The sequence below is a fragment of the Brevibacterium sp. AGC70 genome, from assembly GCF_057334195.1.
On sequence record NZ_JBHFIH010000013.1, the window covers coordinates 105,659 to 130,097 of the forward strand.

At 61.6% G+C, this 24,439-nt stretch carries 26 protein-coding genes; 10 read left to right on the top strand and 16 right to left on the bottom strand.

What is annotated here, in order from left to right:
• Positions 1 to 4 precede the first annotated feature (4 nt).
• From ACE03M_RS09310 to ACE03M_RS09340, 7 genes are all read right to left on the bottom strand, one after another.
• The gene (locus tag ACE03M_RS09310) at positions 5 to 523 is read right to left on the bottom strand and encodes a tripartite tricarboxylate transporter TctB family protein (protein ID WP_485933721.1); all 519 of its coding nucleotides are present in this window, start codon (positions 521 to 523) and stop codon (positions 5 to 7) included.
• Complete coding sequence (locus ACE03M_RS09315; protein WP_485933874.1) at positions 520 to 1,488, bottom strand: Bug family tripartite tricarboxylate transporter substrate binding protein; 969 nt, start codon at positions 1,486 to 1,488, stop codon at positions 520 to 522. Before ACE03M_RS09315 ends, ACE03M_RS09310 begins: the two co-directional genes overlap by 4 nt.
• 83 nt (positions 1,489 to 1,571) lie before the next feature.
• The gene (locus tag ACE03M_RS09320; protein ID WP_485933722.1) at positions 1,572 to 2,693 is read right to left on the bottom strand and encodes a CaiB/BaiF CoA transferase family protein; all 1,122 of its coding nucleotides are present in this window, start codon (positions 2,691 to 2,693) and stop codon (positions 1,572 to 1,574) included.
• 2 nt (positions 2,694 to 2,695) lie between these two features.
• Complete coding sequence (locus ACE03M_RS09325; RefSeq protein WP_485933723.1) at positions 2,696 to 3,409, bottom strand: enoyl-CoA hydratase/isomerase family protein; 714 nt, start codon at positions 3,407 to 3,409, stop codon at positions 2,696 to 2,698.
• Between the two features lie 217 nt (positions 3,410 to 3,626).
• Entirely contained in the window at positions 3,627 to 4,469 is an 843-nt protein-coding gene (locus ACE03M_RS09330; protein ID WP_485933724.1) for a sulfite exporter TauE/SafE family protein, read from the bottom strand.
• Positions 4,470 to 4,536: 67 nt separating this feature from the next.
• Positions 4,537 to 4,896, bottom strand: coding sequence for an enoyl-CoA hydratase-related protein (locus ACE03M_RS09335; protein ID WP_485933725.1), 360 nt, complete (start codon positions 4,894 to 4,896; stop codon positions 4,537 to 4,539).
• Positions 4,881 to 5,054 (bottom strand): hypothetical protein, encoded by a 174-nt coding sequence (locus tag ACE03M_RS09340; RefSeq protein ID WP_485933726.1) that lies wholly within the window; start codon positions 5,052 to 5,054, stop codon positions 4,881 to 4,883. Before ACE03M_RS09340 ends, ACE03M_RS09335 begins: the two co-directional genes overlap by 16 nt.
• 64 nt (positions 5,055 to 5,118) lie before the next feature.
• Here ACE03M_RS09340 and ACE03M_RS09345 point away from each other — a divergent pair, with 64 nt between their 5' ends.
• The 4 genes from ACE03M_RS09345 to ACE03M_RS09360 all read left to right on the top strand — a co-directional run bounded on the left by ACE03M_RS09345 (position 5,119) and on the right by ACE03M_RS09360 (position 9,915).
• Positions 5,119 to 6,426 (top strand): MFS transporter, encoded by a 1,308-nt coding sequence (locus ACE03M_RS09345; RefSeq protein ID WP_485933728.1) that lies wholly within the window; start codon positions 5,119 to 5,121, stop codon positions 6,424 to 6,426.
• Positions 6,427 to 6,431: 5 nt separating this feature from the next.
• On the top strand, positions 6,432 to 7,181 hold the full coding sequence (locus tag ACE03M_RS09350) for a GntR family transcriptional regulator (protein WP_485933729.1): 750 nt from the start codon (positions 6,432 to 6,434) through the stop codon (positions 7,179 to 7,181).
• 31 nt (positions 7,182 to 7,212) lie between these two features.
• Positions 7,213 to 8,220, top strand: a complete 1,008-nt coding sequence (locus tag ACE03M_RS09355; protein WP_485933730.1) for an aldo/keto reductase family protein — start codon at positions 7,213 to 7,215, stop codon at positions 8,218 to 8,220.
• 267 nt (positions 8,221 to 8,487) lie between these two features.
• Positions 8,488 to 9,915, top strand: coding sequence for an MDR family MFS transporter (locus ACE03M_RS09360; RefSeq protein WP_485933731.1), 1,428 nt, complete (start codon positions 8,488 to 8,490; stop codon positions 9,913 to 9,915).
• Here the strand turns inward: ACE03M_RS09360 and ACE03M_RS09365 are convergent, their stop codons facing one another.
• Positions 9,916 to 10,404, bottom strand: a complete 489-nt coding sequence (locus ACE03M_RS09365; RefSeq protein ID WP_485933732.1) for an SRPBCC domain-containing protein — start codon at positions 10,402 to 10,404, stop codon at positions 9,916 to 9,918.
• 16 nt (positions 10,405 to 10,420) lie between these two features.
• Here ACE03M_RS09365 and ACE03M_RS09370 point away from each other — a divergent pair, with 16 nt between their 5' ends.
• Positions 10,421 to 10,777: an ArsR/SmtB family transcription factor gene (locus ACE03M_RS09370; RefSeq protein ID WP_485933733.1), complete on the top strand. Its 357-nt coding sequence runs from the start codon at positions 10,421 to 10,423 to the stop codon at positions 10,775 to 10,777.
• Between the two features lie 24 nt (positions 10,778 to 10,801).
• On the opposite strand, the gene ACE03M_RS09375 is transcribed toward ACE03M_RS09370, so the two are convergent.
• Positions 10,802 to 12,007, bottom strand: coding sequence for an MFS transporter (locus ACE03M_RS09375; RefSeq protein WP_485933734.1), 1,206 nt, complete (start codon positions 12,005 to 12,007; stop codon positions 10,802 to 10,804).
• Positions 12,008 to 12,107: 100 nt separating this feature from the next.
• On the bottom strand, positions 12,108 to 12,899 hold the full coding sequence (locus ACE03M_RS09380; protein ID WP_485933735.1) for a YihY/virulence factor BrkB family protein: 792 nt from the start codon (positions 12,897 to 12,899) through the stop codon (positions 12,108 to 12,110).
• Positions 12,900 to 13,329: 430 nt separating this feature from the next.
• On the opposite strand from ACE03M_RS09380, the gene ACE03M_RS09385 reads away from it, so the two are divergent.
• The gene (locus ACE03M_RS09385; protein ID WP_186292943.1) at positions 13,330 to 13,875 is read left to right on the top strand and encodes a hypothetical protein; all 546 of its coding nucleotides are present in this window, start codon (positions 13,330 to 13,332) and stop codon (positions 13,873 to 13,875) included.
• Between the two features lie 160 nt (positions 13,876 to 14,035).
• Here the strand turns inward: ACE03M_RS09385 and ACE03M_RS09390 are convergent, their stop codons facing one another.
• Both ACE03M_RS09390 and ACE03M_RS09395 read right to left on the bottom strand, forming a co-directional pair.
• On the bottom strand, positions 14,036 to 14,260 hold the full coding sequence (locus ACE03M_RS09390; RefSeq protein WP_143920505.1) for a hypothetical protein: 225 nt from the start codon (positions 14,258 to 14,260) through the stop codon (positions 14,036 to 14,038).
• Between the two features lie 439 nt (positions 14,261 to 14,699).
• On the bottom strand, positions 14,700 to 15,869 hold the full coding sequence (locus ACE03M_RS09395) for a hypothetical protein (RefSeq protein WP_485933737.1): 1,170 nt from the start codon (positions 15,867 to 15,869) through the stop codon (positions 14,700 to 14,702).
• Between the two features lie 175 nt (positions 15,870 to 16,044).
• Between ACE03M_RS09395 and ACE03M_RS09400 the strand changes: the two genes are divergently transcribed.
• From ACE03M_RS09400 to ACE03M_RS09410, 3 genes are all read left to right on the top strand, one after another.
• Complete coding sequence (locus tag ACE03M_RS09400; protein WP_485933738.1) at positions 16,045 to 17,085, top strand: helix-turn-helix transcriptional regulator; 1,041 nt, start codon at positions 16,045 to 16,047, stop codon at positions 17,083 to 17,085.
• Positions 17,086 to 17,400: 315 nt separating this feature from the next.
• Positions 17,401 to 18,042, top strand: coding sequence for a hypothetical protein (locus tag ACE03M_RS09405; protein ID WP_485933739.1), 642 nt, complete (start codon positions 17,401 to 17,403; stop codon positions 18,040 to 18,042).
• A 19-nt stretch (positions 18,043 to 18,061) separates the two neighbouring features.
• Positions 18,062 to 18,541, top strand: a complete 480-nt coding sequence (locus tag ACE03M_RS09410; protein WP_485933740.1) for a hypothetical protein — start codon at positions 18,062 to 18,064, stop codon at positions 18,539 to 18,541.
• Between the two features lie 37 nt (positions 18,542 to 18,578).
• On the opposite strand, the gene ACE03M_RS09415 is transcribed toward ACE03M_RS09410, so the two are convergent.
• Both ACE03M_RS09415 and ACE03M_RS09420 read right to left on the bottom strand, forming a co-directional pair.
• On the bottom strand, positions 18,579 to 19,022 hold the full coding sequence (locus tag ACE03M_RS09415; protein ID WP_485933741.1) for an NUDIX hydrolase: 444 nt from the start codon (positions 19,020 to 19,022) through the stop codon (positions 18,579 to 18,581).
• A gap of 35 nt (positions 19,023 to 19,057) precedes the next feature.
• Entirely contained in the window at positions 19,058 to 19,684 is a 627-nt protein-coding gene (locus ACE03M_RS09420; protein WP_485933743.1) for a DNA-3-methyladenine glycosylase I, read from the bottom strand.
• Positions 19,685 to 19,775: 91 nt separating this feature from the next.
• On the opposite strand from ACE03M_RS09420, the gene ACE03M_RS09425 reads away from it, so the two are divergent.
• The gene (locus tag ACE03M_RS09425; RefSeq protein WP_485933745.1) at positions 19,776 to 20,660 is read left to right on the top strand and encodes an aspartate dehydrogenase domain-containing protein; all 885 of its coding nucleotides are present in this window, start codon (positions 19,776 to 19,778) and stop codon (positions 20,658 to 20,660) included.
• A gap of 108 nt (positions 20,661 to 20,768) precedes the next feature.
• On the opposite strand, the gene betT is transcribed toward ACE03M_RS09425, so the two are convergent.
• Positions 20,769 to 22,838, bottom strand: a complete 2,070-nt coding sequence (gene betT / locus ACE03M_RS09430; protein WP_485933747.1) for a choline BCCT transporter BetT — start codon at positions 22,836 to 22,838, stop codon at positions 20,769 to 20,771.
• A gap of 209 nt (positions 22,839 to 23,047) precedes the next feature.
• Positions 23,048 to 24,427 (bottom strand): short-chain fatty acid transporter, encoded by a 1,380-nt coding sequence (locus ACE03M_RS09435; RefSeq protein WP_485933748.1) that lies wholly within the window; start codon positions 24,425 to 24,427, stop codon positions 23,048 to 23,050.
• Between the last annotated feature and the right edge of the window lie 12 nt (positions 24,428 to 24,439).

Below are 24,439 nucleotides of genomic sequence, written 5' to 3' on the forward strand. Positions count from 1 at the left end.
GCGATCACCAACCAATCAGTGAGAGTTGCACACGCAGGAGCTCGGCGAAGACGGCATAGGTCACACCGATCGTGACAACGACGAGAATGATCAGCTGCACAGGTCGTCTCAGCCCAAAAGCCACTGCGGTCAGGGACATGAGGATCAGGGAGCTCAGACCGTAGCCGATCAGCACTGTCGTGTAGACCCAGACAGCGATCCCAGCCAAGATCAGTCCGTATGAGATCAGCCGAGCCTTCCGATCCAGGGGATCGTCGGAGCTCTGGGCCTCGTCGGAGCCTTCAACAGTGGCAGCCGGCCTTGTCGTCATTTGCAGGATCAGATCTGCCAGGCCGCCCAGCGTGACTGCCGAACCGCTGAGGAATGGAAGAAACCTCGGGCCGACCGGGTCGGTCGTCGAATCGATGACCTGCAATGGTGTCAGGACCATGATGAGGATGCCGAGGAGGATGAGCGCGAGTGGAAGGATCAGGCGAGACCACACCGCGCTCTTCGACGATTTGTGAATCGTGGCCGTGATCATTTCAGTGGTCCTCCGTTGAACTCATTGGCCTTGTCGACCACCGTTCCCATGTCGCTGATGTCTGACTGAAACGCGCTACTGCCCTTGAACGTCGGCTTCATCTTCAAATTGGCGAAACGCTCCTTCGTTGCCTTCCTATTCAAAGTCGCTTCAATCTTCTTTTCCAGCAGGGTGACGAGCTCAGGAGTCATATCCGGTGGTCCGGCAATCCCGAAAAAGAGGTCGTTGTCAATCGAATAACCCAAGTCCGTTGCTAACGGGACATCCTCGAAGCCCTCGGGCCGGTGTGATCCGAGCACAACCAAAGGACGAAAATCGCCTGACTTCACGTTGGGGATGGCATCAATTGATTGGATGACTGCGCTGTCGAGATTGTTGCCGAGGACCGCATTAATCATCGGGGCGTTGCCTTCATAGGGGACGTCAGAAGTCTTCATTTCCGCCTCACCCGACAGCGCCGCGAAATTCACATGAGCAGAAGAACCGACTCCGGTCGTCCCGTACCTCATTCCGCCCGATCGCTTCTTGGCCTCGGCGATGTAGCCTTCGAAAGACGTGATATCGGAATCCGAGTTCACCACCAGAACGTTTGGAAGCGCCGTCAGCTCGGCGATCGGAGTGAGGTCCGTAGGCCCATACGGGGTGGAATCGAAGTGTGGCTGTGAACCATAGGAGGTGCCCGTGACCATAGTCAGGTTGTACCCGTCAGGATTGGAATTCATCACGTCGACCGTGCCGACGATGCCTCCGGCGCCCGTCTTGTTGACCACGGGTATCTGTGCTCTGTGACCATCGGTGCTCAGCTCTTGTGCCAAGCCGTCTGCGACGATGCGCCCAACTATGTCTGTCGGACCGCCAGCGGAGAACGGCACGACCAGTTCGACCGGTCGGTCCGGAAAATCGTCGGCAGTACCCGCGACAACTGGGGTGCAGCCGACGATCGCGGCCGACACACTGCCCAGCATCAGCACTGTGACACCGCGTCGACTCCATTGTCTCTGTCTCATTTTTTGTTTCCTTCTTGTTCTGCGCTGTCAGCGCCGCAGCATCATCGCCACAGCGGTCGATCGGCACCGAGTTCCGGCGCAGATCTGTAACTTTCGACGGGTGTGCGTTCAAACGTCACCGGAAATTTGACCGCTTTGACCTCCGGCGCATCCTCCAACGGCTGAAGTATTCCCCGTTCAGCGGTGAATGGGCTCTCGACGATATCGGTCAATGTGTTAACCTTCGACCCTGGTACACCCGCCTCTTTCACGGCCGCATCCAGGTCATCGGCGCTGAGAGTAACTGTGTAGTCCTCGATGAGGCCGATAAGGACGTCACGGTGTTCGACTCTCAGGGCGTTCGTGGCAAATCTTTCGTCCTCGAGCAGGAGGTCCAGTCCCACTGCCCGGCAGAAACGCGTGAAATGAGCGTCATTGCCGCACCCAAGCATGTAACCGTTGTCTGCCGTAGAAATGATCTGGTAGGGCGCCAGCGCCGGGTTGCCTTGCCCCATCGGCTGTGGAGCTGTTCCTGTCGAGAGCGCAGCAAGCAGCCAGTTGTTGAGCATTCCATATTGCGCGTCGAACATGGCAACGTCCAGGTACTGGCCCTGACCCGACTTCTCCCGTTCGTAGAGAGCCGCCAGCAGGCCCAGTCCTCCGTACAGTCCTGTGGTGACATCGGCGATCGACGGACCGATCTTGACCAGTTCGCCATCGGCGTTCCCAGTGATCGACATCATGCCGGACTCTGCCTGCATGACGATGTCGTAAGCCGGCCAGGTCGCGCGGGAACCGATGCGACCGTATCCGGAGACCGAGAGGTAGATCAGCCGTGGGTTCTTCTTGGCCAAAGTGGGATAGTCGACGCCGAGGCGCTCAGCCACACCCGTCCGATAGCTTTCGGTGACGACATCGGCCTCAGCAGCCAATTCGTAGAGCACCTCGAGGTCCTCTGGATCCTTGAGATTGAGAGTCACGGACCTCTTGTTTCGGTTGACGGCATGGAAATAGCAGCTCATACCGTAGTAGGTCGGCGGGGTGAACGACCGCGACTCATCGCCGCTGCCGGGCTGTTCGATCTTGATGACGTCGGCGCCCAGATCGGCCAGCACGTGACCGGCGAAGGGGCCAGCCAGTGTGCGGGAGAGTTCGAGAACGCGGACTCCGCTGAGGATGCCCATAATCAGTCGTTCTTCCGTGCGAAGGCCAGCGAGAATTCCTTGCGTGAATCGGTGAGCGCCTCGGCCTCGAACATGTTCTTCCAGGTGTGGAAGAGTCGCTTCTGCTGGGCGATGACCGTGCGGTCGGACTCCATGGTGTCGCGCAGAAGCGCAACGGCAACCTCGTCTACCGTGGCGTCCTCGACCGCTGTGTTGAGGAATCCGCACCGCTCCATCTGTTCCGCAGTGAATCGTCTGCCTGTCAGTATCATCTCGTTGGCCTTCGTCCACCCCATCAGGCGGTGGAGATTGACCGATTCGAGCACTGAAGGGATGCCGATGCGAACCTCAGGCATGGAGTACCACGATGAATGCCCACCGACACGGAAGTCGGCGGCTGCTGCGATTTCGACGGCGCCGCCGATGACGTATCCCTTCATGGCCATCGCGACCGGCAGTTCGCACTCTTTGACCGCTTCGCACACGCTTCCGAGCAGCGTGATGGTCTCAAAGGCCCGGGTGGAACTATTGTGCTCGAACTGCGACGTGTCCATCCCTGCGGAGAATCCCTTGTCGCCCACGGCGTTGACGAGCACACCACCCAGCTCCTGGTCCACGGATGCCGTCTGGAAAGTCTCGCGCAACTCGACCAGGGCGTCGGCAGTCAGCGAATTGGCACGAGAAGAATTGTCGATGGTGACGGTGAGAATGCCGTTGTCGACAGACTGGCGGATCATAGGATCTCCTGTGATGGTGACGATGTTGTGAACTGAGAATCATCGTCGCACCTGACTCCTCTGCTCCGCCCGGCGTTTATTCTCGAATTGCATGCATAATGCGCATGAAGAGATTAGCTCGATGGGTCAGCGTCGCCGAGCGAGGCCCTCAGTAAGAGGACACTCGATTCAAGCGAGCTTCTCGGTTCCACCACCCCGTCAAGTGGCCGTTCTGACCTCACGACGCAGCGACGACGACTCCGGCTGTGATCAGCAGGATGACGTAGCCCCAGGCATGGACGATCTCCCGGATCTTGGGCACACGGCGACGCAGCAGCACGATCAGCGGGATCGCTCCGATGAGGAGGGCGAGTGCCGAGCGCAGGTCCACAGAGCCGACCATTCCCGGGACCTCGGTGGAGGCATGAGTGGTGATTGTGACGAAGACCGCTGGAAGCATGATCACCAAGGTCAGCGGATTGGCCAACGTGGTCGCCACGGTCATCGTCGCCCCGGACCGGCGCATCATCGGCACCGTCATCACGCTGCCGCCGACGCCGAGGAAAGACGCCAAGCCGCCGATCGGGAAACCGAACAGGGCGGCGATGCCTCTACCGCCGTCACCCAGATCATCTGCGTCGCTGACTGCTCCGGCTCCACCATTCCGACCATCGCCGCCCTTCCCATCTTTCCTGCGGGCCTTCGCACCACCTCGGTGGAAGAAGCCGGGGCGGACTAGCAGGTCGATGGCGGTCACGGCGATGTAGACGACGAAGCCCCACTTCAGGAGCGCTTCGGGGGCGAATTCGGCACAAAAGGCACCGAATGCTCCGCCGGCAGCGAGGAGGATGAACAGCCACCATTCCCCTTTGAGGTGGGCCAGGGCCTCGCGTTTGGTCGAGATCGTGGAGACCACGGCGTTGACCAGCATCACCAGCGCCGAGGTGGCTGCGGCCACCCGTGCCGTGTCACTGCCGAGGTCGGCGTGGATGAGGGTGATGATCGGGACGGTGACGAAGCCGCCGCCGAATCCGAACAGCACAGTCGTCAGTCCGACCAGAGCGCCGACCAATATCAACACCAGAAAGTCCACTCGCCCATCTCACCCCACAGTCACCTCGGCGGGCAAACCCTGACAGCTTCGTCGGTCAGTTGTTCTTCCGTGCGAACGCGAGCGCGAACTCTTTCCGGTTGTCGGCCAGCGCCTCGCGTTCGAAGCTGTTCTTCCACGTGCGGTGCAGTCGTTTCTGTTGAGCGATGACTTCGCGCGAGGCCTTCATCGTGTCGAGGAGGTAGCTCAGCGCCCGGTCCTCGACCGTGGAATCCTCGACGACCGTGTTGAGGAAGCCGCATCTGTCCATATCAGCTGCGGTGAAACGGCTGCCGGTGAGGATGAGTTCCGTGGCCTTCGCCCACCCCATGAGGCGGTGGAGGTTGACGGATTCGAGGACCGATGGGATGCCGATGCGCCGGCCACAGGCAGGTCGCAGCTCTAGACCGCTTCGCACACCTGGCCCAACCGAGTGATCGTGACGTGGGCGAGAGACGCGTTCGTATGCTTGAACTGCGAGGCGTCCATTCCTGCGGAGAAGCCCTTGTCACCCGCCGAGGTGACGCGAAGGACATCACGAGCGGTATGCAGCCAACTCGGCAGTCCTGAGATCATCTTGTATCCAAGATGGATCCAAGATACGTTGTGTGGGTATCTTTCAGGAAGAAGGAAGGCGTCGATGAAGACCCGCACGCGCGCACAGGCCAAACTGATCTCCGCACAGCTGCTCTCCGGAGCCGGAATCGCCTCCGGCTACGCCGTCGGCGGGCTGCTGGCCGAGGAGATCACGGGCAAGACGTCGATGGCGGGCATCGCGCAGATGAGCGTCATCCTCGGCGCCGGCCTCATCGCCTATCCTCTTGCCGTGTTGGCAGGCAAGACCGGACGTCGGACCGCCCTGACCCTGGGATTCGGCATCGGCGCGCTGGGCGCGACGGTCGTCCTGCTCGGTGTCGCCTTCCAGTTCCTTCCGCTGTTCATGCTGGGCATGATGTTGTGCGGGTCCGCGACGGCCTCTGGCCTGCAGGCCCGCTACGCCGCGGTCGACCTCGTCGATCCCGCGAATGCTGGGCGGGCCATGTCACTGGTCGTGTGGGCGACGACGGTCGGCTCCGTGCTCGGACCCAGCTTCACTGCACCGGGCGCGCACCTCGGCGCGGCACTGGGCATGAACGAACTCGCCGGACCGTACCTGATCTCGATGACCGCCTTCGGATTGGCGACCCTGGTCGCGTCGACGCTGACCAAGAAGATCAAGCCGGGTGCCTCCGAGGCGGTCCCCGAATCTACCGAACACAGCGACCCCACCGACCAGCCGCCGACGATGAAGCTGGGTCCGGCACTGCGCTTCGCACTTGCCCGCCCGGTGCCGCTGTTTGCCATGGTCACGATCATCGCCGGTCAGATGATGATGACCAACGTCATGGTCATGACGCCCGTGCACATGGACCACCAGGAGTTCTCCCTCGGGGCGATCGGCATTGTCGTCAGCGTACACATCGCCGGCATGTACGCCCTTTCCCCCGTCTTCGGGTGGATGGCCGACCGATGGGGGCCTGGAACCGTGATCGCCGGTGGCGTCCTCGTCTTCGCCACGGCGATCACCCTCGGCGTGGTCGATGCCACGGCCGAGGTCTCTTCCATGATCCTGCTCAGCACCGCGCTGATCTTCCTCGGAATCGGCTGGTCGATGTTCCTCATCGGAGGATCGGCGCTGCTGACGGCCTCGGTTCCACGACATGCGAAGGTCACTCTGCAGGGAGCATCGGATGCGGCGATGAACCTCGGCGGTGCGCTCATGGCCGCGATGGCCGGACCTGTGCTCGAGGCCGGAGGGTTCCTGTGGATCAATATGATGGCCACCGTAGTCCTCCTCATCACCCTGAGCTTCTCGATCCGGGCGGTGCCGTTCATGCGCTGGCCGGGCCGACACCGCGCACCATCGGTCGCCGAGGATGACGCTTCGGAGACCTCCCACGCGCATTGAGTGAGATGATCGACGTGGCAGATCATGAGTCCGCCAATCGACCAGGAGAGGAGCGTGCGATCGTGACGGGCAGTGGCGAGACCCGCAGCGCAGCCGAGCGCGCCTATCAGCTCATCCGCACTCAGATCCTCAACGGCACCCATCAGCCGGGAACCATGCTGGGCGAAGCGGGCCTGGCAGCTGATCTCGCGGTCAGCCGCACTCCGGTGCGAGTGGCTCTTGCCAGACTGCAGGACGAGGGGTGGATCGTCATCTACCCTAAGCGCGGAGCCATCGTCCAAGGAGTCGATGAGCGCACCGTCGCCGAGCTCGCCGACGCCCGCTTCGTGCTGGAGACCACGGCGGTCGACCGGGCCCCGGATCCGCTGCGGCAGAAGCTGGCCGACGCCCTCGACGCCTCGATTCGAGCTCAGCGCGAGGCTTTCGACGTCGGTGACATCGCCGCGTTCATCGACCTGACACTTGAGTTCCATCGTGGTTTCGTCGAGGCCGGGGACAACGCCGTGATGCTGGAACTGTACTCACGGCTCTCCGACCGGCACCGCTTCATCCTCTTCGCCTCCGGAGACCGCCTCCTCGACCGGTGCGAGGAGATCATCGCCGAGCACGTCTCCCTCGTCGAACACCTGCGCGAGGGCGACTCCACCGGGTTCGCGAACATCCTGCGCGGACACCTCGCGGAGAACGCACCGCCCACGGCCACCTCGGCGAGGACGTCAGCGGCATTCGAATCGACGATGCTCCGAGGGCACTGACAAGCTTGCCTTCCAGCAGTAGGCTGAGTCCATGGAGCACAGATATCTTGGAAACAGCGGCCTGAAGATCTCGGAAATCACCTACGGAAACTGGCTCACCCACGGCTCCCAAGTGGAGAACGACACGGCAACGAAGTGTGTCCGTGCAGCCCTCGGCGCAGGCATCTCCACCTTCGACACCGCGGACGTGTATGCGAACACCGTGGCCGAACAGGTCCTCGGCGATGCACTCAAGGGCCAGCGTCGCGAATCCCTGGAGATCTTCACCAAGGTGTACTTTCCCACCGGCCCCAAGGGCCACAATGACACCGGACTCTCCCGCAAGCACATCATGGAGTCGATCAACGGTTCTCTGTCCCGCCTGGGCACCGACTACGTCGACCTCTATCAGGCACACCGGTATGACTACGAGACCCCCCTGGAAGAGACCATGCAGGCGTTCGCGGATCTCGTCCGCGCGGGCAAGGCCCTCTACATCGGCGTGAGCGAGTGGAACGCCGATCAGCTGCGTGCCGCGCACTATCTGGCCCGAGACCTGGGCATCCAGCTCGTGTCGAACCAGCCGCAGTACAACATGCTCTGGCGCGTCATCGAGTCCGAGGTGATCCCAGCCTCGAAGGAGCTCGGGATCTCGCAGGTCGTGTGGTCACCGATCGCCCAGGGTGTGCTCACCGGCAAATACAAGGCTGGCCAGCCTGCCCCTGCCGGGTCACGGGCCACCGATGAGAAGGGCGGCAAGGACATGATCACCAACCGCTATCTCAACGATGAGACGGTCAATGCGGTAGCCAAGCTTGAGCCGATCGCGGCCGACCTCGAGCTGACCATGGCACAGCTCGCCATCGCCTGGGTGCTCGCCAACGATAATGTTGCGACCGCGCTTGTCGGCGCATCACGTCCCGAACAGGTGGAGTCGAACGTCGCCGCAGCCGGTGTGAAGCTCGACGCCGAGGCGCTCTCCCGCATCGATGACGCCCTCGGTGATCTGCCCGAAACGGATCCATCGAAGACCAAGTCTCCGCCGACCCGGATCGTGTGAGCAGGTAGTCGCCTGCCGATCGTGCCCCTGTCGCCCCTCAGCCGGGTGGCTGGGGCGGCGATCAGCTCGGTCAGCTCACACACATGTTTCCTGATCCGGTGTCATCTGCGCCTTGACCTCCGCTGAAACCCTGCCCCCAGAGTCTGATCCGACGGGGAGTAGACTCGCACGGCGCGGTTGAGCACCGACGCGGTACGGATGGTCGGATCTGCACTGCTGCCGGCTGCGCCGGCAAAGTCAGACGTTGAGGGGAAAGAGGGAACTTCGGTGACAAAAGAGGACGACGGGCAGTACACAGCAGCCGATGGCAAGCCGATCAATCGGAATGTGGTCCTGGCAGTCCTCGTCTCCGGTGCCTTCGTCATCATCCTCAACCAGACGCTGCTCAACACCGCACTGCCCGCGTTCATGCAGTCCTTCGACATCACGGCCAGCGCTGCGCAGTGGGTGACGACGAGCTTCATGCTGGTCAACGGCATCATGATTCCGATCACGGCCTTCCTGATCCAGAAATTCACCACCCGCGGGCTCTTCCTCACCGCAATGCTCCTCTTCATCGTCGGCACTCTCGTCTGTGCGCTGGCGCCCACCTATCCCGTCCTTCTCCTCGGACGTGTCATTCAGGCCTCGAGCGGAGGCATCATCATGCCGCTGATGCAGACCATCCTGTTCGCAATCTTCCCGGTGGAGAAGCGCGGTACCGCCATGGGCACGTTCGGCCTCGTCATCGCCTTCGCTCCGGCAATCGGGCCCAGCCTCTCGGGCTGGATCGTTGATCACCTGCCCTGGGAAGTTCTCTTCTACATGATGCTGCCGATTGCGATCATCGACATCATCGTCGCCTATTTCATCCTCAAGAACGTCACCGAACGCACGTACCCCAAGCTCGACGTCGCCTCGGTCATCCTCTCGACCTTCGGCTTCGGCGGGCTGCTCTTCGGCTTCGGAACCGCCGGTGACGCAGGCTGGCTGAGCCTCGAGGTCATCATCCCCCTCGCCATAGGCGTGATCTCCTTGGCCATCTTCATTCCACGCCAGCTCAAGCTGGACCAGCCGATGCTCGAGTTCCGAGTGCTCCGCTACCGTATGTTCACCCTCAACACCGCACTGGGCATGTGCGTCTTCATCGTCATGATCGGCGGCATGATGATCCTGCCGCTCTACATGCAGAACATGAACGACTTCTCCGCCATGGAATCAGGCCTGGTGCTTCTGCCGGGTGCGGCAGTGATGGGGCTGATGTCTCCGGTCACCGGCCGCATCTTCGACGCCATCGGCGCCAGGTGGTTGGCCGTGGCCGGGTTCACCCTGCTCACCGTCACAACATTCCTGTTCGCCGACCTCGAGGCAGACACCTCGTTCACCTTCCTTGCCGTGGTCAACACGATCCGTATGTTCGGAGTCGCCATGGTGATGATGCCGGTGACCACGGCAGCACTCAACCAGCTGCCGCAGAGCCTCATCCCACACGGGACGGCGCTGAACAACACCTTCCGCCAGATTGCCGCCTCGGTGGGTACCGCTGTCCTGGTCACCATTATGGTCTCCACAACACGCGACCCCGAAGTCTACGGAGTCGAGGGGCTGGTTCACGGCGCGGACGTCGCCTTCTTCGTTGCCGCGGTCATCGGCATATTCGGTATCGTCGGGTCCTTCTTCATCAAGAACTCGCACGGGCAGAATACGCCTGGCTGACTACTTGTAGAAACCTTCGCGCAGGTCGATGCCGTATTCGACCCAGGCCTTCAAAGCGGCGAGCATGCCGGTCCAGCCCATGCAGTTGCCGAAGGCACCCTCTGCGCCCCCGACGGTCATCTTCCACGACTTCTCGGTCACCGTGACAAGAGTCCGAGCTCCGTCATCGACAGGAGAGAACTCGAAGGTCGTCGTCGTGGACTTCTCCGTGGCATGCTCCGTACCTTCCCACGCGATGACGATCTTCTCGTCCTGAACGGACTCGAGGACCTCAACCGGGAACCGACCGGGGAAATCCGCGAAGTCCCAGGTCACCTCGGCGCCGGAGTCCAAACGTCCGCGTGCACCGCCTGTGGTGAAGTACTTCGAGAGCTGCGCTGGGTCGGCCACGGCTTCGAAGGTCTCATGCGGGGTCTTCGAGATGTAGCCCATGACTGTGAAAGAGAGTTCTTCCAGTTGTGCATCTTTGGTGCTCTGTTCATCATTCATGTGATATTTTTATCACATGTCGTCTGCAAATGGAATGGCTTCACCCGTCGACGAAGACGAACGCGACGATGCCGTGTTCAAAGCGCTGGCGAATTCCACCCGTCGCCGGATCCTCGACATGCTGCGTGACGAGCCCCGAACAACAGGAGAGGTGTGCGCCGCCTTCTCCGATCTCGATCGCACGACGGTCCTCCAGCACATCCGTGTCCTGGAGAGAGCGGAGCTGATCGGCGGGCATCGCGTCGGCAGGACCCGCCAGCTGGCACTGGCTCCCTTGCCGATCAAGCGCATCCACGACCGCTGGATCGGCGAATACACGCGGGCCGCTGTAGGACTGCTGGCCGATCTGGATGTCCAAGCTGGCCCCACATGAGGCCATAGTGAGTGGCGCAGGCAACTAGTCTGAGCGGCGCAGCGTTCGCAGGATCCAGGACACCACACCACTGAGAAGCAGCAGCAATGCGCAGAGAAGGAATGTCGCTGCATCGCCGAGGTAGGTGAAACCGAGCCCTCCGAGAACTCCGGCAATGGCCAATCCGATATCGAAATTCATGTTCCAGGCGACGCTGGCCTTCGCCGGGGTGCTGACGTTGGAAAACGCCATCACCAGGCTCGCCGATTGCAGTGTGCCCAAACCCAGGCCGATGATCATCATCGCTAGGAAAAGCATCCCGCCGAACACGATGACGGCGACGACCAGTCCGATGACAGCCATGGCAAGGCCCAACAGATTGAGCGCGAACGGGGAGAAGCGGTCGGCGATGGCACCCGCGGCGAACCGTCCGACCACGGCCGACACCTGCATTGCGCCGATGTACAGAGCAGCTCCAGCGACGTCCTCGCCCGGGCCGAACCCGATGATCAGACCGAAGACGACCATACCGACGAGGAACGGAGAGAGCATGATAACCAGGTACAGGATTTCACCGAGGCTTCGACCTGCCCTGCGCGAAGACCTGCGGCCTCTCATTGCGCTGCGAGCCGTGGCCGCGGAATCGTTCATCGAAACCTTCGCGGGTCTGGGTTCTCGGCCCGGCAGGAATTTCACGACGGTCGGCACCGCCAGGAGCAGCGAAAAGCACACAATCATTCTGAAGGTCCAGACGGGGACCGTGCCGACCAGCCACAGTCCGAATGGAGCTCCGACGGCAGAGGCCAATGAAGTGATTCCGCCGAAGAAGCCAAGCGCCTTGCCGATGCGGCCAGGAGACGTCGTGGACGGCACCGCGGCATTGGCCAGAACCACGAAGAGTCCGAAGCCCACTCCCCCGCACAGCCCGGCCAGCACCAAACCGAGCAGCGGAGCGGGCACTGTCAGACCGAGGACCTGTCCCAACAGCTGCAGACCCAGCGCGAAGAACAACGCGCCCTTGAGACCAAGCACTCTGCCTGCCCACGGTGCGAAGGGCTGAGCGCCGATGACGCCGACCATCATCGTCGTCAGAACCGAACCGCCGGTGACTGTCGAGAGTCCGTTGACGGCCGCGATCGAGACCATCGTCGAATAGCTGAAGAAGAACGCCGAGAATCCGAACATCGCAGTCCACACAAGTCCCAGCAGTGCTGGGGTGAACGTCGAACCGTCAGACTTCTCGGAGCTCATGATTTGACCATACGGCACCGGGTGGCCGGGGCCGAAGCCCGGCCCATCTCCGGCCCATCTCCGGCCCAAGCCTGGGCGTCGCAGTCCGGAGTCAGGTGTCTCAATCCGAAGCGTGCGTCCTTTCGATCTCAGCATCGAGTTCCGCGCCGAAGATCAAAGCCAGATTCACCATCCACAGCCACACGAACCCGACGATCACACCACCGATGGCCCCGTAGGCGGCGTTGTAGTTGTCGAAATTATTGATATAGAGGACGAATCCCAGTGAGACGACGATCAGGGTGATGAGCGCGATGAATGCCCCGATGCTCGACCAGCGGAACTTCGACTTCTTCACATTCGGAGTCGCAAAGTAGAGAAGAGCAATTGCGAGCATGACGAAGAAGATCACCACCGGCCACCTGACGATGCTCCAGATCATCACCGCCACCGGGCCCAAACCGACAAGCTTGCCGATGGATTCCGCGATGGGTCCCGACACCACTAGCAGCAGGCCGAGTCCTGCCATGAGCAGCAACAGAAGCAGGGTGATGAACAGCATCATCGGTTTGAGCTTCCAGAGCGGCCGGGTCTCCTCAACCGCATAGGCTCTGTTCGCCGCGCGGCCGAAGGCACCGACGTATTTCGATGATGACCAGATCGCGACGGCGACACTGACGATAAGAGTGAGACCGGCAGCCGGTGTCGACACCAGTTCGGTGACGATCGGACGGATCGCCTCGGCTGCCTCGGTCGACAGATCAGAGGCCAGGCCCAGAACCGCCTCGGTGGTGGACTTCGCCTCCCCGACGACGCCGAGCATCGACACGAGCGCCAGGGTGGCCGGGGCCATCGACAGCAGCGCGTAGAACGCCAAGCCCGCCGCCAGATCAAGTCCCTGATCACTGAACATGTGCCGGATCGTGTTAGTGAAGACGCCCTTCCTGCCTCGCTCCAGAGTCTGCGCTCGACCTCGCACTCGATCTCTCAATGCTCGATCCTCGCCAGCGGAGGCATCCGTTTCAGTTAACGGCTGCCTCGCCGTAGGTGCCTCGACGCGAGTTGCGGGTGGCTCGGAAAGAGGGGGAGTCTTTTCGGCCATGACTTTCTCCTGCCGCGGGGACGGACTACTGGATACTCTGCGATACGTTGACATCGTAGTCGTACTCAGCGTCTGCTCAGTCCCGCCATGCCGTCCCAGATCCCCCCTCCCCACTGACAACCCACGCCAGGTCGATGACTTCAGAACCGTGGACAAGGTCGCCGCGAGGTCCGCGAATTCGGGTGAAGATACACCGTCAGAAGTTCATCTTCCGGCCAGTGCCCCTCTGTACAATCACGGAATGGACTCCTCTACCGAAACCCATTCCAGCGGCGTCATTGACACAGCATTCGTACTGCGGTTCGAACCTCAGTACATCGTCACGGATGCCGAGGCTGAGATCTTCGATTCCATTGGACCCAAGGTCGTCAAGCGCGAGTCGTACAAGCGCAAGCATTTCCTCAAGGTCGCCGAATGGAAGGCCGTCGCCGCTCAGGCGACATTTGAGGGCCTCGACTCCGATGACATTGAGTATGTGACCGCAGTGGCCCTCGACGAGGACACACCCAACCACCTCCGGCTGCCGTTCCTCAAGGTTCTGCCCGGTGTCGGCGGACCGCTCGCGAGCACTCTGCTCACCGCATATGACCCGAAGAAATTCACCATCATGGACTCGCGCGCCACGGGTGTCCTCCACGAATACGGTCTGCTCGAATCGCCCAACCCGAATCACACTGACTACCAGACCTATCGGAAACTGGTGAAGTCACTGGCCAAGGGCGCCAACTGCGCACCGCTCGATCTGTATCGGGCACTCATCGCTTACTCGCGACAGCCCAACGACTGAGTCGAAGCAACGACTGAGCCCAAGCACAGACTGGCACAGGGTGGGCTGCAGTGCGCTTGCCCATCTGATCATGTGAACATCCGACGTCGGCGTGACCGAAGTCAGCACCCTGATGTCAGTCACGCTGTTGTCAGCACCCCGACAATCGGAGGCACCATCGTCAGCGCGCCTGACCCCAATCGGCCATGTGCCACATGCGCGATACCGCGCGGTAGATCAGGTACGCCACCAACAGCGGCCAGACAGGGACGAAGAACCCCATCCGCGCCGCATCTCTGCGATCGCGCCACGATCGTCCGTAATCGGCTTTGGACAACAGCAGGATGATGATGAACACGGCCACTCCCGCATAGGCGATCATGGCGATGGCGACGGCTTGGATCATGAGTTCTCCCGTATGCTGCGCCGTGCCAGGCTCCCGCTCGCCCTCACCAGTCGTCCTCTTCCATCAGTGCACGCAACTCCATAGCCATCTCCCAAGACGCTCTTCTGACAACCGGTTCGCCCGGTGCTCGAGGATGGCCGGGCTGCACACCGACATCCTCAGCGAAGGTGGTCCGTCTCCACCCTCGGTCAGCCCCTGCTGAAAGACCGCATCCCGGTCATACGGGAGCGATTCAAACTCGGGTTGGCACGTAACCTTGTGCCGAGTTTCGAAGGTTCGTCAGATCACAATCGATCTTTACTGTACCCGGAAGTTACGCGATTGTAATCCCCCAATAACGACTTGTCTCAAAGTCGCCCTAGGGGTGGTTTCCTGGCAGGGTTGCCTGCTAAGATTGAAGTTTTTATTATCGGAGCGCCCGACACCTGCGACAGCCCACTCACCCCGCCAGCTCGGTGATCTCACTGAGTTCATTCTGCCACCGCCTGATATCTGCAGCGAGCTTCGCGGGGTTGAGACTATTGCGGTAGGTGATCAGCTCGGCCTCCTGAACAGGCGACATGATGCCCGCTGCGCTCAAACGGTGCAGCGGCGTCGCAGGATCGTCGTAGATCCGTTTGCGGTGACCGTTCGAGTCCTTCACCCAGGCGACTGGCTTCCGGATCGGTGTAAAGAAATTCAGCCGATCGTTGACCGCCCTCCACAGATGGTTGAGCGCCCATCTGGCCTCCTCGGTGTCATAGCGATTGACGAACCCGTACTCGTGGACCAGATGCTGATGCTTCGAAGCCTCCGGCAGCCGATCTCGCCGATGATCCTTCTGCACTGGGCTGTAGTGGATATCCAGTGCCTGCGCCCACGAGGCGACCGCTTCGTGGACCCTCTCACATGCGTTGCTCAATTCGACGGCGTTGACCCAGAAGGGAATGCCCGTGATCTCGTCGAGCGACCACTGCAGAGTATCGGCGACGAGGTCTGGAGCGTTGTCTGCAAGGCTTCGAGTGAACACCCACCCGGTGTGCAGGCAGGTGGCGTTGAGGGTGAATACGGAGCCCTCACTGAGGGCTGAACCCGTGTGGGCAACGGTATCGGCCATGAAGAAGCCAGGCTCATTCTCATTCTCCCCGCCGGCGAAGTCGAGGAATTCGGCACTGGGAGCGTGAGAGCGCCTCGTTGACACATTGCGAGTCGCAAAGTCACAGGTTCGGGCATACTGCAGGTAACGGTCGATCGAGGCCGGGCTGACGGACAGCAGCTCCTCCCGCACTCCCCGGCTGTATCCATCCTCACCGTCTGTCAGGGAACTGTGACGCTCCAAAGCATCGAGGAGCACAGGCATGGCGGCGGCCAGATACTTTCCACTCTGCCGACCGGACCAATCCCAGACTTGCTCCAATGCAGCCCTGGCCTCGTCGGAATATTTGCCCTCCCTGCGACGCGGCTGATCAGCTTCGCCCAGCAGCGGCTTCCGCCCTCGTGCCACCTGGGCCAAAAGCCTGCGGACATGGTCCCGAGACCACCCAGTCATGACGACGATCTCATCGAGAATCCAGCCTTTGTCCTGCTTCCGAGCTGATCTGTAGCGATCCAGATAATCGTTGATAATCATCCCGCGCTGTCTCCTCGAACCAGAATGAGGAGCTAATTGCGTATGCATGAATCCCTCTGTTCCTCCATTTTCGTCACGGCTTCGATGCCGCATGCAGCTCATTACGAATTCAGAACTCTGATGCTATTGTTTGATTAGGCAGGAGGTCTTCCTAAATCGAGGGAGACAACAGGAAATGTCACAAACTGCAGCGCGGCTACTCGGATTACTGTCATTGCTGATGGTTCCTCGCACTTGGTCCGGCACGGAGTTGGCGGAGCGCCTCAACGTCAGCTCACGCACGGTACGCAACGACATCGGCACATTGCGCGACCTCGGCTACCCTGTCGAGGGAACCCGCGGCGGGGAGGGCGGTTACCGTCTGGGGTCCGGCGGATCGGCTGTGCCGCCGCTGTTGCTCAACCCTGACGAAGCCGTCGCCGTTGCTGTGGGACTCCACTCCGGCCTGAGCTGCATCATCGGCGGAATGGAAGAGACTTCGGCACAGGCCCTGGCGAAGCTCGAGCAGATACTGCCTGCCAGCGTGCGCAACCGCGTGAAGAACCTAGCCCATTTCACAGTCCCGCTGGCCGGCAACCACCCGATGCCGATCGTCGACCCGAATCTGCTGACCCTGATCATCGAGTACTGCCACAGCCACGAGAGGTTCAGATTCACCTACACCTCCGAGACTGACGCCTCTTCGGATCCAGGAGGCACACCGTCGAACAGGGAGCACAGCGGGGAGTTCGAGGTGGAGCCCTACCGGCTGGTGAACCATCAGCATCGCTGGTTTCTCCTGACCTTCGACCCTGTGGAAGAGGCTTGGACGATTTTCCGGGTCGAACACATCGTGCCCAAACTGCCTGGGGGTCGACGCTTCGAGCCCCGGGCTCTCCCGGCCGAAGACATCGGCGCCTACGTTGAGCGCAACGTCTCGGCCAGCAGGTGGAGACACTCTGCAACAGTCATCGTAGACGCTGCGGCATCCGAGGTCATGACCATGCTGATGCCGGCCGAAGGCACTGTGAAGGCCCTCGACGAACAACGCTCGACGGTGATGATCGGGGCGGAGACTGTCAGCACCATGGCGCTGACTCTGGCCAGGCTGGACGTCGAGTTCGTCGTCGAGGACTCACCGGAGCTCAATGCGGAGCTCCGCGCACTCTCGGATCGACTGCTGCGTGCGACGACGCAGGCAGGACCAGCTGCTGGGCACCGTCCCACCTCGACATAACCCGCCGCTCGCGGCTGTGTCCAACACCGAACGATCCTCACCCGACATGTCCGTGAAATCCATATTGTCACGCGGCTTTTCGCGGGCATGACTCGTGAGTCTTGTCCTTTCCTTGTCTCCTGCAATCGTCGAACTGTAGCTTTCTTAGCAATCGCCGAAGCAGCACCGCGGCTATTCCGAGAAATCATTGTGGTCAAATTCCACCACGGTTCCCTTTTCCCGAGGCAATGATCCATTTCAATGCCTGCGGACGAATTCAATCAGAATCCAATCACATCTGAACAATCGCATTCGACATTCGTTTGGAGAATACACATGCGCCCACCGAAATGGCGGACCCCCTTGGCCATCACGGCCACCGGCTGCATTCTTGGAACTGCCCTGCAACCTTGCCCTGCTGCGGCCGACGAATACGCAGACCGAGAGCCGACGATCGTCGACGTCAGTCCACGGGCCCTGGCCGCCACCGACTTCATCACCGACAACGAAGCGGTGACCATCACGGCCACCGGCTTCCTTCCGGGTGAGGAGGTGCGGCTCGACATCGCATCCACGCCAAGAGGCATCGAAGCCATCCACGACAGAAGACGAGCTCGAACCGATGGAACGGTGATGTTTCCAATCGGCGGCCCACCCGGCCGACCGCTCAACACCTACGCGGGCGGCTACCATGCTGAGATCACGTCGGAGCAGAGCATGGACGAAGAGCACTTGAGCGAATCGTTCTCGGTTCTGCCCGTCATCCCCACCAGCGATACAGACACCGGTGTCGGCACCGCCGGGGCCACGACACCGGTGGGAAGCATCGGACCTCAGGCGAGGAACGGTCTTCAGGTCCCACCGAGTCCGGGATCCTCGGTCTTCGGCATCGGCCTGAGCATGCTCACCCTTGTCTTCGCCTCAGCAGTGACCGCAGTCGTGGCTCGAAGGTCACCGAATTCGGCGAGCGATGACTGAGGGTAAGGACAGACAGCACATGACTCTGCCCGAGCAGATGATCCGAGCCGAACTCCTCAACTCACGGATCACGCGAACCAACGCCATCTACGCCCGCTTCTACGGACCGCTGTGCCTGCTGGTCATCTCGCTGACGTTCTTCCCCTACTACGAGTCGGAACCAGGCAGCTCGATCATCTACGGAAACCTGTGGCAGGAGGTGGTGCGTCTCGGACCTGGCTACGACCTGATGGCGCTGCTCGTCCTGCTTCTGACAGCACTGCTGCTGGCCTTCGCAGCAATGGGAAAACTGTCGACGAGCGGTCTGATCGCAATCCTGGTGGGATCAACCGTCATCGGATCCACATTGCTGCAGTCCCCCGGGTATATTGACCCTCCGGCTTACACGGATTTCGGTGTCTTCGACATCGTCCTCAGCTTCCTCACCGCCGGCTTGGTGCTGGGGCACGCCGTCCACCTGTTCGTCCTCGAACTGGCGTTCCAACGCGGGAGCGTCTGAACCTCACTGCGTGAGCCTCAGCCTCACCGCCCGAGCCTCACCACGTGAGCAGGCCTCGTGCTTCCAATGCAGGAATGACCTGCAGACGGGTCAGTGGAGCGAACTGACGCTCAACGGTGTCGACTGGCATCGGAGAGTAGGGAAACCACGCGGCCTCAGCGATTTCGGCCTGATGGTTGATGCGATCGACGTCGAGTTCAGCAGGCAGTCCCTCATAGCAGAACACGTCCCCGATCACTCTGTGGTCGGCTTCGTTGGCCGCGTCCGCGGCGAAGGTGCCCAGCGGGGAGAGGCGGCCAGCCTCCAGCGTCAGGCCCAGTTCTTCGTGGATCTCCCTGATGATCGTCGCCTCGGCACTCTCACCGGTTTCGGGTTTGCCGCCGGGGAGCATGAACGACGTCGTGCCCTCTTTGCGAACCATGAGCAGAAGAGGTTCGAGCGGGTGCAGCAGGACGAGTGCGCTGACTCGGATATCGTTCATTCCAGCCTTTCGTCAGTCATTCGTCAGACCTTCAGTCAGTCATTCCAAACTCCGGAGACACCTCGGCGATGGGATCCGAGGACGTGCGTGTCAACCATACCGACCGCTTCCATGAGCGCATACATGGTGGTCGGTCCTACGAACCGGAACCCCTTCTTCTTCAGCGCCTTCGACAGTGCCAGAGACTCGGGACTCGTGGTGGGGACCTCGCTCAGTGTGCGGGGACGCGGGGTGGTCTCCGGTTGGAAGCTCCAGATGAAATCGCCGAGGCCACCTTCCTCGCGCATCGCCAATGTTGCTTTGGCGTTGCCGATGCAGGCGTCGATCTTGCCGCGATGCCGGATGATTCCTGCATCGGCGAGCAGGGATTCGATCTCGGGCTCACCGAACTCGGCGACCACCTCGGCGTCGAAGTCCTTGAATACCTGTCGGAAGCGTTCACGCTTCTTCAGAATCGTCAGCCACGACAATCCGGCCTGGAATCCTTCGAGGCTCAATCGTTCGAACATCCCGGATTCGTCCCGAACGGGCATACCCCATTCGGTGTCGTAGTACGTGCGCAGCAGCGGGTCACCATAGGCCCACGGCGTTCGGGCGAGCCCGTCCTCGCCCGCCACCGCGCCGTCGGCGGCTGTTCCATCGCCGGCATTCGTCTCTGTCATCGGTCCCTCTCCACTGCCTCGTCCATCCACACCGTTACGGTACCCCGGCGCACTGACATTGCGTGTCCGTGGAGATGTGTACCCTGATCTCATGAGTCCAGAGCGGGAAGTGGCAACGGTGGCGATGATCGGGTTCGGGGCGATCGGGCGACATGTCGCGCGGCTGCTGCATCCGGAGATTTCGAGTGGGCGGCTGAGGCTGACAGCCCTGGTCCGGGACTTCGACAAGCATGCCGAGCATCGTGGACTGGGAGCCGATCTCATTGAGGTCGAGCATCCTGAGGACCCGCGCTGGGCCGAACTCACGGCCGATGCCGTGGTCGAATGTGCGGGAGTTCCAGCTGCCAAAGCCTATGGTCCGGCCGTGGTGGCCGCTGGCACTCCGATCGTTCTCACTAGCGTCGGAGCCCTCGCGCATCGGCCGACCAGACAGGCACTTCTGGCCGGCCCCGGCGAGCTGTATGTGACGAATGGGGCGATCGGCGGGCTCGACGTCCTCGAGGCCGCTGCTCAGGCACGGGCCCTCGACGACGTGTCGATCAGGACGGCCAAGGCCCCGGCCGGTCTCATCCAACCGTGGATGGACGCCGAGGAGGTTCGCCGGCTCAATGAGCTGACCCCGGCAGATGGAGCGCAGACCATCTTCACCGGCTCCCCCGCCGAGGCGATCGAGAGGTTCCCGGCCAACGTCAACATCACCGTCGCACTTGCCTGGGCGACGCGTGGGCTCGGATTCGACGCAGCTGAGGATGATGAGCTGATGGAGGAGGCTCTGCACCGGACGCAAGTGGAGATCCGGGCTGATCCCAGTCAGGTGGACTCACACCATGAGATCACCGCGAGCGGATCGGCAGGTGACTTCGCATTCTCGATCTCATCGACGCCGAGCCCGGAGAACCCGGCAACCAGCGGTCTCACCGCGCTCTCGGTCGCTCGCACCCTGCGGACATGTGTGGAGGGCCTCGCCCGACGCTGACCGTGGTTGCCAGGTCACAGACAACTGCCCCGAGACAGACAGCTGTCCCCGGCACGGCCGTCTACCTCAAGGGCAGATGGTTGGTCCGGGGACAGGGTGCAGACGATGTCAGTCGTCGGGGTGAGCGATGTTCTCCTGCATCTGCAGGAACTCCACGTGACGACCGTACTTGTCGAGGATGTCGTCGATGAGCTGTTCCTTCGAGTAGCCCATGACGTCATATCCCTGACCGGTCCCACCGTCGAGGTAGACCTCCATCCGGAAGTAATCCTCGGTTCCGCGCGGGATGTGTCCGCCGAACGAAGGCACACTGACCTTGTGCGGCCAGATCTGGTAGCGGAACGGGTATTCGCCCTTGCCGTCGACTTCGAGTTGGATGAGCTCACCGTCTTCGACGAATACGCCTTCTGTGTCGACTCGACCGCAGTGGGCGTCGACACCGCGCTCGACCATCTCTGCCACGACCTCTTCGAAGGTGGGCAGCAGGACTTCGCGTTCGAAGTCGCGTGCCTTCTTCCCGCTGGGGAAAGACAGGACTCGACCGAGCTGACGCTGCCAAGGCTCATGACCGTCGACTGTGCGCGAGCGTCTTGCCAGGGAACCGGGCAGACTCTGAGACGCGCTGTCGACTCGGTGTGCCTCGACTCGCAGCGCCTTGTACAGACCGACCATCACGAGGATGACGACGAAGGCGAACGGCAGACCCATCACGACGGTTGCATTCTGCAAGGCCCCGACACCGCCCACGATGAGCATGGCAATCGTCAGCGCACCGGTGGCCAGAGCCCAGAAGATGCGCAGCCCCGGTCGGCCGTCGTCCTGCGGGGTCGGCAGCCGCGATGAGAGGTTGGCCATGACGAGTGCAGCGGAGTCGGCCGTGGTGACGTAGAACAGCAGCGCGGTGATCGTCGCGAGTGCGGCGATGACAACGAATCCCGGGTAGTTCGAGAGCAGCTCATAGAACCCGCCCTCGGGGTTGAGCATCGTCTTCTCACCGAACTCCTTGTCGCCGTTGCGGATGAGGTCGAGTGCGGAGTTTCCGTAGATCGAGATCCACATGAAGATGTAGATGAACGGGATCGTCAGGGTGCCGACGACGAACTGACGGATCGTGCGTCCCCGCGAGATGCGGGCAAGGAACAGACCGACGAAAGAGGCGAAGGCGATCCACCAAGCCCAGAAGAACAGAGTCCAGTCGGTCATCCACGTTCCGGTGTCTTCGAAGGCGAAGGTCTGTCCCGCCATGTTCGGGAACATCCGCACAAAGTCGAAGACGTTGAGGACGAAGGCGTTGAGCAGGAATTTGGTGTTGCCTGCGACCAGGACCCAGAGGCTGAGTGCCACTGCCAGGAAGACATTGAGGATCGAGAGGAACTTGATGCCTTTGTCGACACCGGAGACGGCCGACAGCGTTGCCACGGCGACGCCGACGACGACGATGCCGATCTGAGAGCCCACACCGATGGGGAGGCCGAAGACCGTGTTGAGACCGACGTTGACCATGACCACGCCGATGCCCAAGGAGGTGGCCACACCGAAGACGGTGCCCAGAAGCGCTGCGAAGTCGACGGTGTCGCCCAGTCCGCCATTGACGCGCTTGCCGAAGAGCGGAGCGAGCGCGGAGCGGATCGCCAATGGCATATTCATCCGGTAGGCGAAGTAGGCCAGGGCGATGCCCATGAGGGCATAGAGTCCCCAACCGCTGATGCCGTAGTGGAACAAGGTCCAGACGGTGGCCTCACGGGCGGCCTCGACTGTTTCGGGTTCCGTGCTCGGCGGTGCCAGATATTGGGTGACGGGTTCAGCCACGGCGAAGAACATGAGGTCGGTGCTGATGCCTGCTGCGAAGAGCATCGAGGCCCAAGCCAGCAGCCCGTATTCGGGTTTGGAATGTTCGGGGCCGAGCTTCGTGTTTCCGTATTTGGACGCGGCGAGGTAGATGACGAAGACGAGGACGGCGGCCACCAGAAGGACATAGAACCATCCGAACCAGTCCGAAGTCCAGCCGACGACGGCACCGAGAACAGCCTCGGCGTTGGATGGCGAGATCAATGCCCAAATGGTGATGGCCAGAGTGCCGAGGGCTGCAGCGATGAAGACCGGCTTGTTCACCGGTGGGAGAACCTTCTTCGCACCGCCCTTCGGCGACTTGGCGGGTTTGTCCACTGTGGCTGTCATCGGCTCACTCCTTCAGCGGACGACATCGCGTCCACATCGATTTCCCTGTTTCTGCACACCGGACTCCCGGTGAAGACCAACCATGCAGGCTACCATATCGTAACCGTCGGTAACCGGATAGAGGTCAAACTGTGACCTCACCAGGCACCTTGTGGCCATCACGGCGCCGGGTCGCCCCTTCGCTCATTCCCTGTCGATTCAGCCTCAGTTCACAAGGAGACGAGGATCAGAGCCAGGGCCATGACGACCCCAGATCCGAGGAAGGCCACCGAGGTGTAGCCGAGGATGTCACGCATCTTCAGTCCCGCGATGGCCAGCACCGGCAGAGCCCAGAAGGGCTGCAGCATGTTCGTCCACTGATCGCCGTAAGAGACTGCCATGATCGCGATCGACGGATCGACACCCAACTGGTTGGCGGCGTCGAGCATGATCGGCCCCTGGACTGCGAACTGTCCGCCACCCGAGGGAACGAAGAAGTTGACCAGTCCTGCAGAGAGCAGTGCAAGAACACCGAAGGTCGTCGGGTTCGCGATCGAGACGAGAGCGTCGGAGAACACGGCAATGAGGCCGGTGCCGGACATGATGCCCAGGATTCCTGCGTAGAGGGGGAACTGGAGCAGGATCTCGCCGACGTTCGAGGCGGCTTCCTTTGTCAGATGGATGAGTTCGAAGGGGTTCTTCACGAGCAGGAAGATGAGCGCGAGGAAGGACCAGTTGACGATGTCGAGCGTGAGTCCACCGCCCTGGGCGAAGTGGATGATCAGGTAGATCACGAGTGCCAGGCCGACGATGAGAGTGAGGATCCGCGAGGCGTCGATGCGGTCGGCCGGGGTCACGACCTGCTCGTCGAGGGTGGATCTCGATTCGGAGGTGATCGACTCGGGCAGTTCGTAGACCGGGGCATCCTTCTTCGGCGCGATGAGGTAGAAGAGGACGGCGCAGACGACGATGACGCCGAGGATGGCGAGCAGATTCCAGGTGGAGAAGATGGTCTCGCTGACGGGGATGACTTCACCGCCCAGCGACTTCGCCAAGAAGGAATCGGGTGTTGCTGCGGTCAGCGGGCCCGAGCCGGAGTAGCCCATGTGCCAGACCACGAAGCCCGAGTACCCGGCGGCGACGAGCAGCGGGAAGTGGACCTTGAGGCCACGGCTGCGCGCCTGAACGGCGATCTCACGCGCCAGCAGGGCACCGACGACGAGGCCGAGTCCCCACGTGATGAGACTGGCGATCGCGGCGACGACGAATACGAATACGTAGGCGAAGGCCGGGCTGCCGGGAACTCGGGCCAGCCATGTCAGCAGCCTCTGCACCGGTCCGGTGTTCGCGAGAATATGGCCCAGCAGCAGGATGAGGCACATCTGGGTCATGAACTCGAGGAGTCCTGCCAGTCCCTCACCCCAGCCGGTGACAACATCGACCGGACTGGCCCCGGTGAGGATGAACGCCAGGACGGCGACGATGAGGGTGAGAACGATAGCAAACGTCAGCGCTGACGGAATCCACTGTTCGAGGAAGCGGTTGATCGGACGCATGAACCCTTTTGAGGCCGCGGCGTTGACCTGGGGCGACGGCTTCGGTGCCGACATGAGATCCTCCTG

Excerpts from the sequence above, each read along its gene's own strand:
- ACE03M_RS09310 (WP_485933721.1), bottom strand. The coding sequence starts at position 523 with ATGATCACGGCCACGATTCACAAATCGTCGAAGAGCGCGGTGTGGTCT.
- ACE03M_RS09315 (WP_485933874.1), bottom strand. The coding sequence starts at position 1,488 with ATGCTGGGCAGTGTGTCGGCCGCGATCGTCGGCTGCACCCCAGTTGTC.
- ACE03M_RS09320 (WP_485933722.1), bottom strand. The coding sequence starts at position 2,693 with ATGGGCATCCTCAGCGGAGTCCGCGTTCTCGAACTCTCCCGCACACTG.
- ACE03M_RS09325 (WP_485933723.1), bottom strand. The coding sequence starts at position 3,409 with ATGATCCGCCAGTCTGTCGACAACGGCATTCTCACCGTCACCATCGAC.
- ACE03M_RS09340 (WP_485933726.1), bottom strand. The coding sequence starts at position 5,054 with ATGATCTCAGGACTGCCGAGTTGGCTGCATACCGCTCGTGATGTCCTT.
- ACE03M_RS09345 (WP_485933728.1), top strand. The coding sequence starts at position 5,119 with ATGAAGACCCGCACGCGCGCACAGGCCAAACTGATCTCCGCACAGCTG.
- ACE03M_RS09350 (WP_485933729.1), top strand. The coding sequence starts at position 6,432 with ATGATCGACGTGGCAGATCATGAGTCCGCCAATCGACCAGGAGAGGAG.
- ACE03M_RS09355 (WP_485933730.1), top strand. The coding sequence starts at position 7,213 with ATGGAGCACAGATATCTTGGAAACAGCGGCCTGAAGATCTCGGAAATC.
- ACE03M_RS09365 (WP_485933732.1), bottom strand. The coding sequence starts at position 10,404 with ATGAATGATGAACAGAGCACCAAAGATGCACAACTGGAAGAACTCTCT.
- ACE03M_RS09370 (WP_485933733.1), top strand. The coding sequence starts at position 10,421 with ATGTCGTCTGCAAATGGAATGGCTTCACCCGTCGACGAAGACGAACGC.
- ACE03M_RS09375 (WP_485933734.1), bottom strand. The coding sequence starts at position 12,007 with ATGAGCTCCGAGAAGTCTGACGGTTCGACGTTCACCCCAGCACTGCTG.
- ACE03M_RS09380 (WP_485933735.1), bottom strand. The coding sequence starts at position 12,899 with ATGTTCAGTGATCAGGGACTTGATCTGGCGGCGGGCTTGGCGTTCTAC.
- ACE03M_RS09385 (WP_186292943.1), top strand. The coding sequence starts at position 13,330 with ATGGACTCCTCTACCGAAACCCATTCCAGCGGCGTCATTGACACAGCA.
- ACE03M_RS09390 (WP_143920505.1), bottom strand. The coding sequence starts at position 14,260 with ATGATCCAAGCCGTCGCCATCGCCATGATCGCCTATGCGGGAGTGGCC.
- ACE03M_RS09395 (WP_485933737.1), bottom strand. The coding sequence starts at position 15,869 with ATGATTATCAACGATTATCTGGATCGCTACAGATCAGCTCGGAAGCAG.
- ACE03M_RS09400 (WP_485933738.1), top strand. The coding sequence starts at position 16,045 with ATGTCACAAACTGCAGCGCGGCTACTCGGATTACTGTCATTGCTGATG.
- ACE03M_RS09405 (WP_485933739.1), top strand. The coding sequence starts at position 17,401 with ATGCGCCCACCGAAATGGCGGACCCCCTTGGCCATCACGGCCACCGGC.
- ACE03M_RS09410 (WP_485933740.1), top strand. The coding sequence starts at position 18,062 with ATGACTCTGCCCGAGCAGATGATCCGAGCCGAACTCCTCAACTCACGG.
- ACE03M_RS09415 (WP_485933741.1), bottom strand. The coding sequence starts at position 19,022 with ATGAACGATATCCGAGTCAGCGCACTCGTCCTGCTGCACCCGCTCGAA.
- ACE03M_RS09420 (WP_485933743.1), bottom strand. The coding sequence starts at position 19,684 with ATGACAGAGACGAATGCCGGCGATGGAACAGCCGCCGACGGCGCGGTG.
- ACE03M_RS09425 (WP_485933745.1), top strand. The coding sequence starts at position 19,776 with ATGAGTCCAGAGCGGGAAGTGGCAACGGTGGCGATGATCGGGTTCGGG.
- betT (WP_485933747.1), bottom strand. The coding sequence starts at position 22,838 with ATGACAGCCACAGTGGACAAACCCGCCAAGTCGCCGAAGGGCGGTGCG.
- ACE03M_RS09435 (WP_485933748.1), bottom strand. The coding sequence starts at position 24,427 with ATGTCGGCACCGAAGCCGTCGCCCCAGGTCAACGCCGCGGCCTCAAAA.